Consider the following 16099-nt stretch of genomic DNA (forward strand, 5'->3'; position numbering starts at 1 on the left):
TTGCCGCGAGCGACGTGTCGATCAGCGCGCGTCGCTATTGCGTGTCGCTCGTTGAAACCCGAGCAAGAGCGGCAGCGTCTTGTCGAGGCTTTCCGTCAGCATGGCGCGCACGCCGTCGCGCAGTGCGGGATTGTCGGCGGCATTTTCAGGGCGGGTCGGAAACGATTCTGCGGGGAGTTCGCGATAGGGGCCGCCGATTTGCACGCCCAGAAGCCTCTGCACCGTAAGGGAATGATGCGTGTTGATCAGCGCAGAACTCTGTCTGACAACAGAAAAGTCGCGCCCATCGAAGATGCGGACAAACGCCAGGGCGTAGAGATAGATGCGTCGCCCGAGCACCACATCATGGTTGAGGATGCCGAAGCCGCGGACCGTATAGTTGGATGACCCGAAAGGGCTGATTGAATTGAGGATCTGGATGTAGTGCCGGCAATTCGTTCCTTTCACGACCTCGCGCATGTATTGGGCCAGCTCCGCATTGAGATCGCGGAACAACCTGTCCTTCAATGTGTCCTTGGACTCATCGCGGGGAGGAAATTTCGCCGGGTTGTAGGGGATTCTCAGAACGGATACGCCGGCAGGGATCGCGGCGCGAGTCCGCGCGAAGATCAGATCATTGAGTCCCCAGCGCGGGATCGGGACGACCGTCTTCTTGTTCTGAAATACGGTCAGGCCGGTCGTCAACACGGTGAACTCATCGCCGGTGGTGACGACGACACCGAAGTCGCAGGGGCCGCCGACCACGGAAGCAGGTTTGGCCGTCCGCGTGGTTGTCTTGCCGTTGGCTTGCTTGACGGCTGATCCTGCCGTTTCCGTCCCTGGTGGTCCCGATTTGGTCTGCCCCCAAGCAGATGTCGAAAAGCACCACACGACAGCCGCAAGGACGACGAGCCGGGCCATAACGTCAAATGCAGCCCAGCCGCAGGAAGCGGACGAGCGATAGCCTTTGTCGCGTCCCCTCGGCAAAGGCGCTTACTCGCCCTTGATATACGCAGGTAGATACTTGTCCAGCTGGGCCGTGAGCAGGCTGCGTGTGCTGTCACGCAACAATGCACTGCTGGTCACCTGTTCCGGAGTCTTGGGAAATTCGAGATTGTTGAGGATTTGCATATTGTCGTTCTTGTTGGAGAAACTCGAAGCAATCACATCGCCGAAGCCGCGGGTAGGCGCCCGATGGATGTCGAAAGTCCGTCCGTCAAAAACGTTGATGCGGAAATAGGAAACCACGACGCCGCGCCCGGAAGGGCTCGCCCAATTCTTGTAGACCCCGAGGCCCTCGATCGATTGATTGGTGCCATCAACCGAAACGCGGGCTTTCGTGGCTACGACGTAACGTTCGCAATTTGACGTTCCGGCGATCTGCCGCACCAGCGCCGTCAGGTCGTCGCGGTCATTGCGGAACAGTTTCGCTTCCGGATGATAGTACGGCTTGAAGGCTCCGCTTGCGTAAGCGATCTTTCGGACAGCCGCGCCGGGAGCCGCGGCGCGAACCCTCGCGACGAACAGATCATCGATACCCCACGTCTCGATCGGCGCCTCCATATACTCGTTGCCGAACATCGTGAGGCCGACATGTTGCGCCGAGAACTGGTCTCCGATCGCGGAAATGACGCCGATCTGACAGGGGCCGCTCTCCGCCGCAACTGGCTGTTGTGCAGCCGGTTTGGCTTTCGGCGCCGCCTTCTTGACTGCCTTCTTGGCTGGCGCCGCCGTCTGAGCGGGAGGCGCGCTGGTTGCGGGAAGGGTTTGCGCGGCTGCCGCAGTGAGCAGGGACAGCAACGCGATCAGCGAGACAGCAATTCGAAACATCGCTTCCGGGAGATCAGGGGTAGGAGGACGGCGGATACGCCACACTAAATTGGAACCGTGACAACCGCAAGCTGCACCAGGCGACCACTGCCTATTCGGCGGGCCGCTGCCGCCACCGGTAATACTTCATCATGAACCCGTTCGACGGCTCGACCTCTTGCTTCTCGAACACAAAGCCTTCGCGCTCGTACCAGCGCCAGGCTTTGTCGTTCTCGCGGACGCAGCGCAGATACATCTCGTCGGGCATTTGCGTGCGCGTGAAGGCGAGCAATTGGCGGCCAAGCGATTGGCCCTGATAGGCGGGCGCGACGAACAGCATGTCGAGATAGAGTTTTGGCAAATGCAGCGCCAGCATTGCGGCGATCGTGCCGTTGTCGTCGGCGACGAACAGGCTCCAGCCGTCGTCGATCTCGCGCCGGATGCGTGCGCGCAGGTTTGCGAGCAGGAATTCGCTCGCCTCGCCGAGCCCGGTCGAGACCCAGCTCTCCATCCAGACACGGCCGATCTCGTCGTATTCGTCCGCGCGGGCCGAGCGGATGAGGAGATGCGACATCGAGGCCTCAGGTCGGCTTGCTGCGCACGGATGGACGCGCGCGAACCTTGCCCGCCGACAGGCACACCACCTCGGAGATCTGCAGCAGTTGCCGCGCCAGCGGGCTGGTCTTGCGCCAGACCATGCCGATGGTGCGCGACGGCTGCGGGTCGCGGAAGCGTGCCAGCGAGACCGAGGCCGATCGTGTCTCCACCGACACGGCCATCTCCGGGATCAACGTGACGCCGATGCCGGCGCTGACCATCTGGACCAGTGTCGACAGCGAATTGGCATCCAGCATCTCGCGCGGCGGTGCCGATTGCATGTTGCAGAATGACAGCGCCTGATCGCGGAAGCAGTGCCCCTCTTCGAGCAGCAGCAGCCGCATCTCGCGCATCATCTCCCGCGATGGTGCCGGCGTTCCCTCATCCGCGCTCGGGCGCACCAGCAGGAATTTTTCCTCGAACAGGGCGACCTCGGTGAGCGAAGGCTCGGACACCGGCAACGCCACGATGGCGGTATCGAGCCGGCCTTCCACCAGTTCCTGGATCAGCCGCGGCGTCATCGTCTCGCGCACGCGGATGTCGAGCTCCGGATGCATGCGCGTCAGATTCTTGGTGATTGTCGGCAGCAGATAGGGCGCGATCGTCGGGATCATGCCGATGCGCAGCCGTCCAGAGAACCGGTCCTGCGAGGCGCGGGCGAAATCGCCGAGTTCGTCGACCGAGCGCAAGATGTCGCGGACGCGCTGCGCGAGTTCCTCGCCAAACCGGGTCAACGCCACCTGCCGGGCGCTGCGCTCCAGCAACAGGCCGCCGAGCGCCTCCTCCAGCTCCTTGATTTGCATCGACAGGGCGGGCTGCGAGATCGAGCAAGACTCAGCCGCGCGGCCGAAATGACTGTGACGCGCCAGGGCGTCGAAATACCGAAGCTGGCGCAGGGTGAGGTTTAGCATCAGAAAATCTTATCGCTGCGATCATTAAAGTCAACTTCCCCTGATCGAACGTGAAGCTTAGAGTGCTTCTACCTGGTCAAAGGCGCGAGTTCGACGCCACCAGAGGAGGTATTCATGGACGACACTTCAAAGTGCCCGTTTTCGGGTGGAAAACGTGTGCCGGCGAACCGCGATTGGTGGCCGACCCAGCTCAGCATCGAGATGCTGCACAAGAATTCCCCCAAGTCCGACCCGATGGACAAGGACTTCGACTACGCCAAGGAATTCAAGTCGCTCGACCTGAACGCGGTCATCAAGGACCTGACGGCTTTGATGACAGACTCGCAGGAATGGTGGCCCGCCGACTTCGGTCACTACGGCGGCCTCATGATCCGCATGGCCTGGCATAGCGCGGGCACCTATCGCACCACCGACGGTCGCGGTGGCGCCGGCGCCGGACAGCAGCGTTTCGCGCCGCTCAACAGCTGGCCCGATAACGCCAATCTCGACAAGGCCCGCCGTCTGCTCTGGCCGATCAAGCAGAAATACGGCCGCAAGATCTCCTGGGCCGATCTGATGGTGCTGGCCGGCAACGTCGCGCTGGAGTCGATGGGCTTCAAGACCTTCGGCTTTGCCGGCGGCCGCGTCGACGTCTGGGAGCCGGAAGAACTGTATTGGGGTCCCGAAGGGACGTGGCTGGGCGATGAGCGCTACAGCGGCGAACGCCAGCTCGCCGAGCCGCTGGGCGCGGTGCAGATGGGCCTCATCTACGTCAATCCGGAAGGCCCGAACGGCAAGCCGGATCCGGTCGCCGCGGCCAAGGACATTCGCGAGACCTTCGCCCGCATGGCGATGAACGACGAAGAGACCGTCGCGCTGATCGCCGGCGGCCACAGCTTCGGCAAGACCCATGGTGCCGGCGATCCGTCGCTGGTCGGACCGGAGCCGGAAGCGGGCGCGCTCGAGGATCAGGGCCTCGGCTGGAAGAGCAAGCACGCGTCGGGTCACTCGGGCGATTCCATCACCAGCGGACTCGAGGTGACATGGACGACGACACCGACCAATTGGAGCAACAACTTTTTCGAGAACCTGTTCAATTTCGAATGGGAGCTGACGAAGAGCCCGGCCGGTGCGCAGCAGTGGACGGCCAAGAACGCCGATGCCATCATTCCCGACGCCTTCGACAAGTCGAAGAAGCACCGGCCGACGATGCTGACGACCGATCTCTCGCTGCGTATGGATCCGGCCTATGAGAAGATCTCGCGCCGCTTCCTGGAGAATCCCGATCAGTTCGCGGACGCCTTCGCCCGCGCCTGGTTCAAGCTCACCCATCGCGACATGGGTCCGGTCGTGCGCTATCTCGGCCCGCTGGTGCCGAAGGAAACGCTGATCTGGCAGGACCCGATCCCCGCCGTGAATCACGAGCTGGCCAGCGAGCAGGATATCGCCTCGCTGAAGACCAAGATCCTGGCCTCGGGTCTGTCGGTCTCGGAGCTGGTCTCGACCGCATGGGCGTCGGCCTCGACGTTCCGCGGCTCGGACAAGCGCGGCGGCGCCAACGGCGCGCGCATTCGCCTCGCCCCGCAGAAGGACTGGGAGGTGAACGAGCCGGCTCAGCTCTCGAAGGTTTTGGGCAAGCTCGAAGCGATCCAGAAGGACTTCAACGCGTCATCCGGTGCGAAGAAGGTCTCGCTGGCGGACCTCATCGTGCTCGGCGGCACCGCCGCGGTCGAGAAGGCCGCCAAGGATGCCGGCGTCGACGTCAAGGTCGGCTTCACGCCGGGCCGCATGGATGCCTCGCAGGAGCAGACCGACGCCGCTTCGTTTGCTCCGCTGGAGCCGCGGGCCGATGGCTTCCGCAACTTCATCGGCAAGCGGCAGCAGTTCATGATGCCCGAGGAGGCTCTGGTCGATCGTGCGCAGCTGCTCCGGCTTACCGGCCCGGAGATGACGGTGCTCCTCGGCGGTCTGCGCGTGCTCGGCGCCAACGCGAATGGTTCGAAGAACGGCGTCCTCACCTCGAAGGTGGGAACGCTGAGCAACGACTTCTTCGTCAACCTGCTCGACATGAGCACGCAGTGGACGCCGGCCGGCACCGACGGCACCTATGAGGCCCGCGACCGCAAGACCAACGCGGTGAAGTGGACCGGCACGCGCGCCGACCTGATCTTCGGCGCGCACTCGCAGCTTCGCGCCTACGCCGAGGTCTATGCCACGTCGGATTCCAAGGAGCAGTTCGTCAAGGACTTCGCCAGGGCCTGGACCAAGGTGATGAACCTCGACCGGTTCGACATCGCGGCCTGATTCCAAAGCTCGGCAAGCGACAAACAAAAAGGGCGGCCGCGGGGCCGCCCTTCGTGTTTCTGGCAGGTAGCGAGATTTACTCGCCGGCCGCTTCGCGCGCGGGCTGCTGGCTCTCGCCCTTGCCCTCGAGGTCTTCGCCGGTCTCCTGGTCGACGACCTTCATCGACAGGCGGGTCTTGCCGCGGTCGTCGAAGCCGAGCAGCTTGACCTTGACCTTGTCGCCTTCCTTGACGACGTCGGAGGTCTTCTGCACGCGCGCCGAGGCGAGCTGGCTGATGTGGACGAGACCGTCCTTGGAGCCGAAGAAGTTCACGAAAGCGCCGAACTCCATCACCTTGACGACGGTGCCGTCATAGATCTGGCCGACTTCCGGATCGGAGGCGATCGACTTGATCCACTTGATCGCGGCCTTCATGGCCTCGCCGTCGTTGGAGGCGACCTTCACGGTACCGTCGTCCTCGATATTGACCTTGGCGCCGGTCTTCTCGACGATCTCACGGATCACCTTGCCGCCGGTGCCGATCACTTCGCGGATCTTGTCGGTGGCGATCTTGAAGGTCTCGATGCGCGGCGCGTATTCGCCGAGCTCGGCACGGGCGTTGGTGAGCGCCTTCGACATCTCGCCGAGGATGTAGATACGCCCATCCTTGGCCTGGCCGAGCGCGACCTTCATGATCTCCTCGGTGATGCCCTCGATCTTGATGTCCATCTGGAGCGAGGTGATGCCCTGCTCGGTACCGGCGACCTTGAAGTCCATGTCGCCGAGATGGTCCTCGTCACCGAGGATGTCCGAGAGAACCGCGAAGCGCTTGTCTTCGAGGATCAGGCCCATCGCGATGCCCGCGGTCGGCCGCTTCAACGGCACGCCGGCGTCCATCAGCGCGAGCGAGGCGCCGCAGACCGATGCCATCGACGAGGAGCCGTTGGATTCGGTGATCTCCGACACCACGCGCGTGGTGTAGGGGAATTCGTGGTGCGGCGGCAGCACCGGGTGGATCGCGCGCCAGGCGAGCTTGCCGTGGCCGATCTCGCGGCGCTTGGTGCCGCCGAGGCGGCCGGTCTCACCGACCGAGTAGGGAGGAAAATTGTAGTGCAGCAGGAACGTCTCTTTGTACGTTCCCGACAGCGCGTCGATGTACTGCTCGTCCTCGCCGGTGCCGAGCGTGGTCACGACCAGCGCCTGGGTCTCGCCGCGGGTGAACAGCGCCGAGCCGTGGGCGCGGGGCAGCACGCCGACTTCGGCGACGATGTTGCGCACGGTCTTGGAATCGCGGCCGTCGATGCGCTTGCCGGTGTCGAGAATGTTCCAGCGAACGATCTTGGCTTCGAGCTCCTTGAACACGCCGCCGATGCGCAGCTTGTCGTATTTGGGCTCCTGGCCTTCCGGGAAGTAGTGAGCGATCACCTTTTCCTTGACCTTGCCAACCGCGGCGTAGCGATCCTGCTTGACCGGAATGGCGTAGGCGGCGCGCAGTTCCTGCTCGACCATGCCGAGCATTTCCTTTTCGAGCGCCGAATTGTCGATCGTGGTGACCTCGCGGGGCTCCTTCGCAGCCTTTTCGGCGAGCTCGATGATCGCGTTGATCACGGGCTGGAAGTGGCGGTGACCGAACATCACGGCGCCGAGCATGATCTCTTCGTTCAGCTCCTTGGCTTCCGATTCCACCATCAGCACCGCGTCTGCGGTGCCGGCGACGACGAGGTCGAGCTGGGTGTCGACCATCTCGTCGAGAGTCGGGTTGAGGATGAACTCGTCATTGGCGAAGCCGACGCGCGCGGCGCCGATCGGGCCCTTGAAGGGAGCGCCCGACAGGGTCAGCGCAGCCGATGAGGCCACCAGCGCGACGATATCGGGATCGTTCTCCATGTCGTGCGAGAGCACGGTGACGATCACCTGAGTCTCGTTGCGCCAGCCGTCGACGAACAGCGGACGAATCGGACGGTCGATCAGGCGGGAAACCAGCGTTTCCTTCTCGGTCGGACGTCCTTCGCGCTTGAAATAGCCGCCGGGAATGCGGCCGGCTGCGTAGGTCTTCTCCTGGTAGTCGACGGTCAGCGGCAGGAAGTCGACGCCTTCGCGCGGCGACTTCGCCGCAACGACGGTGGCGAGCACCACGGTCTCGCCGTAGGTCGCGACGACTGCGCCGTCGGCCTGGCGGGCGATCTTGCCGGTTTCGAGCTTGAGAGGGCGTCCACCCCAGTCGATCTCGACTGAATGCTTATTGAACATAGAGGTCTTCTTTCATGGGTTCTCGAAAGAAGGACGGGTCGAAAAACAAAAACCATGCGCAAGATTGCGGGACGTTGATCGAAGCGGGCGATCAGCGTCCTGCGATCCTGCCATGGTTTTTGGATTTCGGATGGCGTCCATCCCTTCGGGTCATACGGGCGCCTTGCCCGTTGTGCCCAGCCGCCGGATTGCTGCTGGACTGTCAGTCGGCACGAACGCGAACACCGAAGCGCGGTGTTCGCCCATCATGCCCCGGATGCTCGCCGTCAACGGCTCGCATCCGACGCGCACGCAGCCTCGACGAAAAACCTTTAAACAAACGCTTTCGTTCGAAATCACGCGCGAAAACGCGCGCCGTTTGGCGCGCGTAAGAACTCTTAACGACGAATGTTGTGCTTCTCGAGCAGCGCCTTGTAGCGCGCCTCGTCCTTCTTCTTCACATAGTCGAGGAGCGAGCGGCGGGTCGAGACCAGCTTCAAGAGACCGCGACGCGAATGGTTGTCCTTCACGTGGGTCTTGAAATGGTTCGTGAGGTTGGCGATGCGTTCCGACAGGATCGCGACCTGAACCTCTGGCGAGCCGGTATCGCCGGCCTTGTTGGCATTCGTCTTGATGACTTCCGCTTTGCGTTCTGCGGCAATCGACATCGGTCAATTTCTCTCGTTGCGATCGGCGCTGGCAGTCAGGCCGGTCAGGTTGAACACACGCTTGGGGATGATTTCGCCATTGCCGACTTCGGCAAGCGCGAGAAGCCGGCCTGCCACCGTGACATAGACTGTGCCGCTACAAGTGGGCGCATCCCGTCCGCGCAACAAAACGGCTTGGCCCCGATGGAGCCTTGCCGCATCAGCCCGAGTGACGGCCAGTGCCGGGATGTCGTCCAGCGCGGTCTCAACGGGCATAAGCGCGTCGGCGAGGCTACCCTCGCCGGACGCGGCTCTATCGCACAAAGCCTCCAACTGATCCAGTGGAATCATGTCGTTCTCGCCAAATGGGCCGACCAGGGTCCGCCGCAGCGCGCAGATATGGCCGTAAGTGCCGAGAATCCGGCCCATATCGCGGGCCAGCGCGCGGACATAGGTGCCCTTGCCGCATTCGGCCTCGAACACGGCCCGGTCGCTATCCGGTTGATCTACAAGGCTTAAACGGTGAATCTCGACCGGACGGGGGGCTAGTTCCACGATCTCGCCGTCGCGGGCTAGGTCGTAGGCGCGCTCGCCCTGGACCTTGATCGCGGAATAGCGCGGCGGGATCTGCTGGATCACCCCCGTGAAACGGGGCAGCAGGGCCTCGATGGCCTCCCGGGTCGGGCGCTGGTCCGAGGTTGCGGTCGCCCGGCCCTCGATGTCGTCGGTGTCGCGCTCCTCGCCCCAGCATACCGTGAACCGGTAGCGCTTGCGGCCATCCATGACGAAGGGAACGGTCTTGGTGGCCTCGCCGAGCGCGATCGGCAGGCCGCCGGAGGCCAGCGGATCGAGCGTGCCGGCATGGCCGGCGCGCTTGGCGTTGAACAGGCGCTTGAGCACGGCAACGGCCTGCGTCGAGGTCATGCCGATCGGCTTGTCGAGCACCACCCAGCCGTGGACGTCGCGGCGGTCGCGGCGCGGCTGGTTGCCCTTCTGCTTGTTGGCGCGCGGATCGTTGTTGACGCGGCGCGGCTCCTGAGGCGGCTGAGAATTGCCGCTCATGTCCGCAAAACTATTTTTCTGCACGTCGAGCTGATCGGCCTCTTCGCCGCCGATCGTGCCGTGAGCCGGGTCCATCGTCATCGTTCTTCTTCCCGATCCGAATCCGGATCCTGTTCCAGGTCCTTCTGCACCGCGGGTGTTCGCAAAAGCTTCTCGATCCGTTCCGCTTCGTCGAATCGTTCGTCGACGCGGAAGCGAAGGTCAGGTGCAAATTTCAGGTTAACGCGCCGCGCGACCTCGCCGCGCAGGAATTTCTTGTTGCGCTCGAGCGCAGCGAGGACGACCTCGGTGTCGCGGCCACCGAGCGGCATCACATAGACTGTCGCGAGCTTCAGGTCGGGCGACATCCGCACCTCCGGCACGGTGATGATGTGACCTTCGAGGTCTGCATCATGCACGCTGCCTTGCGCCAGAATCTCGGCTATCGCATGGCGAACCTGCTCGCCGACCCGCAACTGACGTTGCGAGCCGCCGGACGCGGAACTCTTTTTCTGATGATGGCGGGGCATGGTCTGAAAATCACCTCGTCATGCCCGCGTTTGGGGCACTGGCACTGTCATTTGTCTTGTTGAAATGAAGAGGGGTGGATGGCCGGAAAAAATCCGGCCATCGCACTCCCGCAATTCAGTTCAAAAAAGATCCAGGCGCTTCGGTAAGATTTGGACTTACAGGGAGCGCTGGATCGTCTCCACGCGGTAACACTCGATGACGTCACCGGCGCGCATGTCGTGATAGTTCTCGAAGGCCATGCCGCATTCCTGACCGGACTGGACTTCCTTCACTTCGTCCTTGAAGCGCTTCAGCGTCGACAGCTTGCCTTCGTGCACGACGACGTTGTCGCGGATCAGGCGCACGTTGGCGCCGCGTTCCACGGTGCCGTCGGTGACGCGGCAGCCGGCGACCTTGCCGACCTTGGAGATGTTGAAGATCTCCAGGATCGCGGCATTGCCGAGCATGGTTTCCCGCAGGGTCGGCGCGAGCAGGCCGCTCATGGCCTTCTTCACGTCGTCGACGAGGTCGTAGATGATGTTGTAGTAACGGATCTCGATGCCGTTGCGCTTGGCGGCCGCAGCGGCCTCCTTGTTCGCACGAACCGAGAAGCCGATGATCGCGGCGTTGAAGCCTTCCGCGAGCGTCACGTCCGATTCCGAGATGCCGCCGACACCGGCATGCAGGATGCGCGCGGCGACTTCGTCGGTGCCGAGCTTCTCCAGCGAGCCGAGGATCGCTTCCAGCGAGCCCTGCACGTCGGCCTTGATGATCAGCGGGAATTCCTTGCGGCCCGCCGTCTTCAACTGCGACATCATCTGCTCGAGCGAGCCGCGCATGCCGGAGATCGAGGCAGCCGCGTTCTCGCGCTTCTGGTGCGCGCGGTAGCTGGTGACCTGGCGGGCGCGGGCTTCGTTCTCGACCACGGCGAGACGATCGCCGGCTTCCGGCGGACCGTTGAAGCCGAGCACCTCGACCGGCACCGACGGACCTGCCTCCTGCACCGTTTCGCCCTGATCCGAGATCAGCGCGCGGACGCGGCCCATTTCGGCGCCGGCGACGATGATGTCGCCGACACGGAGCGTTCCGCGCTGGACCAGAACGGTCGCGACCGGACCACGGCCGCGATCGAGTTTGGCTTCGATCACGGTGCCTTCGGCCGGACGATCCGAATTGGTCTTGAGATCGAGGATGTCGGCCTGGAGCGCGATCATCTCGAGCAGCTTGTCGAGATTGGTCTTGTTCTTCGCCGACACTTCGACATCGACGACTTCGCCGCCGAAGGATTCGACCTGCACCTCGTGCTGGAGCAGCTCGGTGCGCACGCGCTCGGGCTTGGCGTCGGGCTTGTCGATCTTGTTGATGGCAACAATGATCGGCACCCGCGCCGCCTTGGCGTGGTTGATGGCTTCGATCGTCTGCGGCATCACGCCGTCGTCAGCCGCAACCACCAGCACGACGATGTCGGTCACCTTGGCGCCGCGGGCGCGCATCGCGGTGAACGCGGCGTGGCCGGGCGTGTCGATGAAGGTGATCTTCTTGCCGCTTTCGGGCGACAGCACCTGATAGGCGCCGATATGCTGGGTGATGCCGCCGGCTTCGCCGGAGACCACGTTGGCATGACGGAGCGCGTCGAGCAGCGAGGTCTTGCCGTGGTCGACGTGACCCATCACGGTCACCACCGGCGAGCGCGGCTCGGTGTCGGTGGAATCGTCGATGGCGTCGAACAGGCCTTCTTCAACGTCGGACGCGGCAACGCGCTTGACGGTGTGACCAAGCTCCTCGGCGATCAGCTGCGCAGTGTCGGCATCGATCACGTCGGTGATCTTGTGGATCGCGCCCTGCTTCATCAGCATGCGGATGATTTCCACCGCGCGCTCCGACATGCGGTTGGCGAGCTCCTGGATGGTGATCGCTTCCGGAATGATCACCTCGCGGATGAGCTTTTCTTTCGGCTCATTCGCGGCATGGCCCTTCAGGCGCTGGGTGCGGCGGCGGAACGAGGCGATCGAGCGCTCGCGGACGTCGTCTGCATTGAAGGCGGTGACGACCGTCAGGCGGCCGCGCTCCTTCTGCGGGCCGGGCTTGTGGGTGGGCTTGGGAGCGACCACAGGCCGCGCAGCGCCGCCGGGGCCGCGACGGATCTGGCGCGGACCCTCGTCCTCGTCCGGTCCGGCTGCGACAGCGGGGGCGCGGCCGACCGGGCCTCCCGGCCGCTGCGTGGCCGTTCCGGGCCGCGCGGTCGTTGTTCCCGGGCGTGCCGTGGTGGTTGTGCCGGGGCGCGCCATGGGCGCTCCGGGCCGCGCTGCAGGAGCGGCCGAGGTCGCGGTTGCGGGGCGCGCGGCGGATTGCGGCTGCTCGCCTTCGCCAAAACGCTTCTTGGCCTCGGTTTCGGCCTTCCGCTTGGCTTCCTCTTCGTGACGGTGACGCTCCTCCTCGGCCTTGCGGCGGGCTTCGGCGGCCTCGCGATCGGCACGCTCGGCGCTTTCGCGGACCGCGCGGCGCTGGGCCTCTTCCTCGGCATGGCGGCGCTCTTCGACTTCGCGCACCTTGGCATCGGCCAGCGCGCTGGCGCGGGCGGAACGTTCGTCCTCGGTCAGCGTACGCAGCACCACGCCGGAGCCGGCGTTGCGCGGCGGCGCGGGGCGGGCCGGAGCAGGCTTGGGCGCGGCGGCCGGCGCGGGTTTCGCCACCTCGGCGACCTGCGGCTCGGGGCTGCCGTCGACACGGCGCTTGCCACGCTTCTCGACCACGACCTGCTTGCTACGGCCATGACTGAAGCTCTGGCGCACGGTGCCCGTTTCGACGCGCGGCTTGAGCGATAGCGTCTTGCTCGGAACGCTCAGCTTCTTGTCGCCAGGGGTCTTGGTATCAACCATTAAGCAGTCCTAATCCTGATCTTGTTGTCTTGTGCGTTGCCGCACCGTGCTATCGGGTGGTCGTTGTCTCTCAGAAATCCTGGCCGGGCTTTTCGGCAGTCCTGTCAGCGTCCGCCATCCGGTATCGGACCAGCATCTGGCTACGTGACAGGAATGACTTGCTCGCCGGGCCCGCGAGCAGGGCAGCATGTATCACATTTGACCGGGTAAGTGCCAAATCCAATTCTGATGATTTTAGTGCGGTGACGACGGGAATCTGCGGCTTGGCGCCGCGATTTCCCTCATTTTGACGCGCCAGCATGTCCAATTTGCGGATTCCGTCCGCGGCCCCGTCGCTGGCATGGATCAGGACCTCGACCGTACCTTCCCGAAGCGCGCTTTCGACCTTGCCGAAACCGGCCACGATCTGGCGCGCCTTGGCGGCAATCCCAAGGGCTTCGACCACGCTCCGGACCAGGAGCGCCTCGATGTCGGCGGGAAGCGTCGGAGGGATGCGCAGCTCGCGCTTGAAGGCTTTGGTAAAATGGTGACGCCGGACGGCTTCCGCAACCACCTCGCGCGAGGCGGTGACCCACATGCCGCGTCCGGGCAGCTTGCGCTTGAGATCGGGAACTATGTGCCCTTGCGGCGAGACGACGAAGCGGATCAGCTCGTCGATCGGCCGGACCTCGCGGCTGACCGCACACATCCGCATGGTCGCGGACCTTTCGGTCCGCGGTCCATGGTCGAGTTCGGGGTCAGTATCGGCGAGCATCCGGGTGACATCCTCCTTCGCCTTAAGCCGGCTGATCTTCGGTCGCCTCGGCCTCTTCGGCGGGCTTGGCGAGATCGGCCTCGGTGATCCAGCCGGCCTTGACACGGGCCTGCATGATCATCGCTTCAGCATCGTCACGGGAAATTTCGAGGCCATCGAGCGCGCCCGGATATTTGGTCTGCTCGCCGCCCTCCTTGCGCTCGGTCCAGCCGACCAGATCGTCCGTGGCGCAACCGGCGAGGTCGTCGACCGTCTTGATGTCGTTCTCGCCGAACTTCACCAGCATCTTCGAGGTGACGCCGGGCACGTCCTTCACTGCGTCCTCGACGCCGAGCTCCTTACGCCTGGCCTCGAGTTCGGCTTCCAGCTGTTCGAGATATTCACGGGCGCGGTTCTGGAGTTCCTGCGCGGTCTCCTCGTCGAAACCTTCGATGCCGGCGAGTTCCTTGACGTCCACCATCGCGAGTTCCTCGACCGAGGTGAAGCCTTCGGACGCCAGCAATTGGCCGACCACTTCGTCGACATTGAGCGATTCCATGAAGACGCGGGTGGAGTTCTCGAAATCGGCCTGGCGGCGCTCCGATTCCTCCTGCTCGGTCAGGATGTCGATGTCCCAGCCGGTGAGCTGCGAGGCCAGGCGCACATTCTGGCCGCGGCGGCCGATCGCCAGCGAGAGCTGGTTGTTGGTGTCCGGCACGACGACCTCGATGCGCTCGCGGTCTTCGTCGATGACGACCTTGGAGACTTCGGCCGGCGCCAGCGCGTTGACCACGAAGGTCGCGATGTCGGGCGACCAGGGGATGATGTCGATCTTCTCGCCCTGCAATTCGTTCACCACCGCCTGCACGCGCGAGCCGCGCATACCGACGCAGGCGCCGACCGGATCGACCGAGGAATCACGGGAAATCACGCCGATTTTTGCGCGCGAGCCGGGATCGCGGGCGACCGCCTTGATCTCGACGATGCCGTCATAGATCTCGGGCACTTCCTGCGCGAACAGCTTTGCCATGAACTGCGGATGGGTGCGGGAGAGGAAGATCTGCGGGCCGCGGGTCTCGCGGCGGACGTCGAAGATGTAGGCCCGGACGCGGTCGCCGTTGCGGAACACTTCGCGCGGTAGCATCTCGTCGCGACGGATGATGGCCTCGCCGCGGCCGAGATCGACGATCACGCTGCCATATTCGACGCGCTTGACGACGCCGTTGACGATGTCGCCGATACGGTCCTTGAATTCCATATATTGCCGGTCGCGCTCGGCCTCGCGCACCTTCTGCACGATCACCTGCTTGGCGGATTGCGCGGCGATGCGGCCATATTCCAGCGGCGGCAGGGTGTCGGCGATGGTGTCGCCGACCTGGGCACCGGGATTGGCGCGCTGCGCATCCACCAGCGAGATCTGGTTGGAATGGTTTTCGACCGTCTCGACTACCAGCATGTGGCGCGACAGCCGCAGCTCGCCCTTCTTCGGGTCGATCTCGGCGTGAACGTCGGTCTCGCTGCCGTAACGGGCCCGCGCCGCCTTGGCGATGGCATCCTCCATCGCCGCGATGACGATGCCGCGGTCGATCGATTTCTCGCGCGCAACGGCGTCGGCGATCTGAAGCAATTCAAGTCGATTGGCGCTGACTGCCATGGCTAGTCTCCTTCGTCAGGATCGATCTCGCCCCGTCGCGCGCGTTCGGCGGCCAGGCGATGTTTCTTGGTGTTGGTCGGAGCCGGCTTCTTCGGGGCCGGCGCCGGCTTCTTAGCCGGCTTGGTGTTCTTGGTCGTCTTTTCGCTGATGCTGGCGTGCGGTGCCGCCGGCGGCTCCAGGCCGAGATTGCGGCGCATCTCGCGTGCCTGGGCCTTGCCGCGGCGCATGGATTCCGCGATCAGCTCGTCGGTCAGCACCAGCCGTGCCTCGGCGATATCTTCCATCGTCAGGAGAACGTCGGCAGTGTCGCCCGCCTTGATGTCGTCGCGGTGCAGATGCACGCGGTCGCCTTCGACGGGGCCGATCGTGCCGCGGAACCGCTTCCGCCCTTCATGGGCGACCGCCATCTCGATCTTCACCAGATGCCCGGCATAACGCTCGAAATCGGAGCGGCGCACCAGCGGGCGGTCGATCCCCGGTGAGGAGATTTCCAGGCGATAGGCGCGATCGACGGGATCGGCGACGTCGAGCACGGGCGACAGCGCCCGCGAGATCGCCTCGCAATCCTCGATCTGCATCGAGCCGTCCGGCCGCTCGGCCATAACCTGCACGGTGCAGCCGGATTCGCCGGAAATGCGGATCCGCACCAGGCGGTAGCCCATGCCTTCGAGCACCGGCCCGGCGACCGCGGACACCCGTGCCGCCACGCCCGGCTCGACTACGAGCCTCGGCTCGGCCAGCAGTTCGGCATCCGTGGAACCAGGGTTCGGTTCGGTCATGTCAGAGGTCAAGGCGCTCGATATGGTTAAGGCTTGGTTTAAGATCTCAAAGCTCGCTTCGGAACTCT

General features: G+C 64.1%; 13 protein-coding genes. 1 reads left to right on the forward strand and 12 read right to left on the reverse strand.

Going from position 1 to position 16099, the window contains the following annotated elements; all coding sequences use genetic code 11:
• Positions 1 to 21: 21 nt before the first annotated feature.
• The 4 genes from IVB41_RS02460 to IVB41_RS02475 all read right to left on the reverse strand — a co-directional run bounded on the left by IVB41_RS02460 (position 22) and on the right by IVB41_RS02475 (position 3296).
• On the reverse strand, positions 22 to 900 hold the full coding sequence (locus IVB41_RS02460; protein WP_247426320.1) for a hypothetical protein: 879 nt from the start codon (positions 898 to 900) through the stop codon (positions 22 to 24).
• 72 nt (positions 901 to 972) lie between these two features.
• Positions 973 to 1854 (reverse strand): hypothetical protein, encoded by an 882-nt coding sequence (locus IVB41_RS02465; RefSeq protein WP_247426323.1) that lies wholly within the window; start codon positions 1852 to 1854, stop codon positions 973 to 975.
• Between the two features lie 46 nt (positions 1855 to 1900).
• On the reverse strand, positions 1901 to 2362 hold the full coding sequence (locus IVB41_RS02470; RefSeq protein ID WP_247426325.1) for a GNAT family N-acetyltransferase: 462 nt from the start codon (positions 2360 to 2362) through the stop codon (positions 1901 to 1903).
• Between the two features lie 7 nt (positions 2363 to 2369).
• The gene (locus IVB41_RS02475) at positions 2370 to 3296 is read right to left on the reverse strand and encodes a hydrogen peroxide-inducible genes activator (protein ID WP_018455793.1); all 927 of its coding nucleotides are present in this window, start codon (positions 3294 to 3296) and stop codon (positions 2370 to 2372) included.
• A 114-nt stretch (positions 3297 to 3410) separates the two neighbouring features.
• On the opposite strand from IVB41_RS02475, the gene katG reads away from it, so the two are divergent.
• Positions 3411 to 5579, forward strand: a complete 2169-nt coding sequence (gene katG / locus IVB41_RS02480) for a catalase/peroxidase HPI (protein WP_247426328.1) — start codon at positions 3411 to 3413, stop codon at positions 5577 to 5579.
• A gap of 76 nt (positions 5580 to 5655) precedes the next feature.
• Here katG and pnp read toward each other — a convergent pair whose 3' ends face one another.
• The 8 genes from pnp to rimP all read right to left on the reverse strand — a co-directional run bounded on the left by pnp (position 5656) and on the right by rimP (position 16031).
• Complete coding sequence (pnp, locus tag IVB41_RS02485; RefSeq protein ID WP_007598347.1) at positions 5656 to 7809, reverse strand: polyribonucleotide nucleotidyltransferase; 2154 nt, start codon at positions 7807 to 7809, stop codon at positions 5656 to 5658.
• A gap of 377 nt (positions 7810 to 8186) precedes the next feature.
• Positions 8187 to 8456, reverse strand: a complete 270-nt coding sequence (gene rpsO, locus IVB41_RS02490; protein WP_007598346.1) for a 30S ribosomal protein S15 — start codon at positions 8454 to 8456, stop codon at positions 8187 to 8189.
• Between the two features lie 3 nt (positions 8457 to 8459).
• A complete protein-coding gene (truB, locus tag IVB41_RS02495) occupies positions 8460 to 9578 on the reverse strand; it encodes a tRNA pseudouridine(55) synthase TruB (protein WP_027514692.1) in 1119 nt (372 codons plus the stop codon).
• Entirely contained in the window at positions 9575 to 10006 is a 432-nt protein-coding gene (gene rbfA, locus IVB41_RS02500) for a 30S ribosome-binding factor RbfA (RefSeq protein ID WP_247285120.1), read from the reverse strand. Before rbfA ends, truB begins: the two co-directional genes overlap by 4 nt.
• Positions 10007 to 10162: 156 nt before the next feature.
• On the reverse strand, positions 10163 to 12865 hold the full coding sequence (infB, locus tag IVB41_RS02505) for a translation initiation factor IF-2 (protein ID WP_247426331.1): 2703 nt from the start codon (positions 12863 to 12865) through the stop codon (positions 10163 to 10165).
• A 70-nt stretch (positions 12866 to 12935) separates the two neighbouring features.
• Positions 12936 to 13619 carry an RNA-binding protein gene (locus IVB41_RS02510; RefSeq protein ID WP_247357433.1) on the reverse strand — a complete coding sequence of 228 codons (684 nt, stop codon included), beginning with the start codon at positions 13617 to 13619 and terminating at the stop codon, positions 12936 to 12938.
• Positions 13620 to 13641: 22 nt separating this feature from the next.
• Positions 13642 to 15252: a transcription termination factor NusA gene (gene nusA, locus IVB41_RS02515; protein WP_007603900.1), complete on the reverse strand. Its 1611-nt coding sequence runs from the start codon at positions 15250 to 15252 to the stop codon at positions 13642 to 13644.
• 2 nt (positions 15253 to 15254) lie between these two features.
• Complete coding sequence (gene rimP, locus IVB41_RS02520; protein WP_247428973.1) at positions 15255 to 16031, reverse strand: ribosome maturation factor RimP; 777 nt, start codon at positions 16029 to 16031, stop codon at positions 15255 to 15257.
• Positions 16032 to 16099: the final 68 nt, after the last annotated feature.

The organism is Bradyrhizobium sp. 44 (assembly GCF_023073095.1).
Lineage (GTDB): Bacteria > Pseudomonadota > Alphaproteobacteria > Rhizobiales > Xanthobacteraceae > Bradyrhizobium.

Bases quoted from the DNA above. Each gene is read 5' to 3' on its own strand.
- katG (WP_247426328.1), top strand. From the start codon at position 3,411: ATGGACGACACTTCAAAGTGCCCGTTTTCGGGTGGAAAACGTGTGCCG.
- nusA (WP_007603900.1), bottom strand. From the start codon at position 15,252: ATGGCAGTCAGCGCCAATCGACTTGAATTGCTTCAGATCGCCGACGCC.
- IVB41_RS02470 (WP_247426325.1), bottom strand. From the start codon at position 2,362: ATGTCGCATCTCCTCATCCGCTCGGCCCGCGCGGACGAATACGACGAG.
- pnp (WP_007598347.1), bottom strand. From the start codon at position 7,809: ATGTTCAATAAGCATTCAGTCGAGATCGACTGGGGTGGACGCCCTCTC.
- truB (WP_027514692.1), bottom strand. From the start codon at position 9,578: ATGACGATGGACCCGGCTCACGGCACGATCGGCGGCGAAGAGGCCGAT.
- rimP (WP_247428973.1), bottom strand. From the start codon at position 16,031: ATGACCGAACCGAACCCTGGTTCCACGGATGCCGAACTGCTGGCCGAG.
- rbfA (WP_247285120.1), bottom strand. From the start codon at position 10,006: ATGCCCCGCCATCATCAGAAAAAGAGTTCCGCGTCCGGCGGCTCGCAA.
- infB (WP_247426331.1), bottom strand. From the start codon at position 12,865: ATGGTTGATACCAAGACCCCTGGCGACAAGAAGCTGAGCGTTCCGAGC.
- rpsO (WP_007598346.1), bottom strand. From the start codon at position 8,456: ATGTCGATTGCCGCAGAACGCAAAGCGGAAGTCATCAAGACGAATGCC.
- IVB41_RS02510 (WP_247357433.1), bottom strand. From the start codon at position 13,619: ATGCTCGCCGATACTGACCCCGAACTCGACCATGGACCGCGGACCGAA.
- IVB41_RS02475 (WP_018455793.1), bottom strand. From the start codon at position 3,296: ATGCTAAACCTCACCCTGCGCCAGCTTCGGTATTTCGACGCCCTGGCG.
- IVB41_RS02460 (WP_247426320.1), bottom strand. From the start codon at position 900: ATGGCCCGGCTCGTCGTCCTTGCGGCTGTCGTGTGGTGCTTTTCGACA.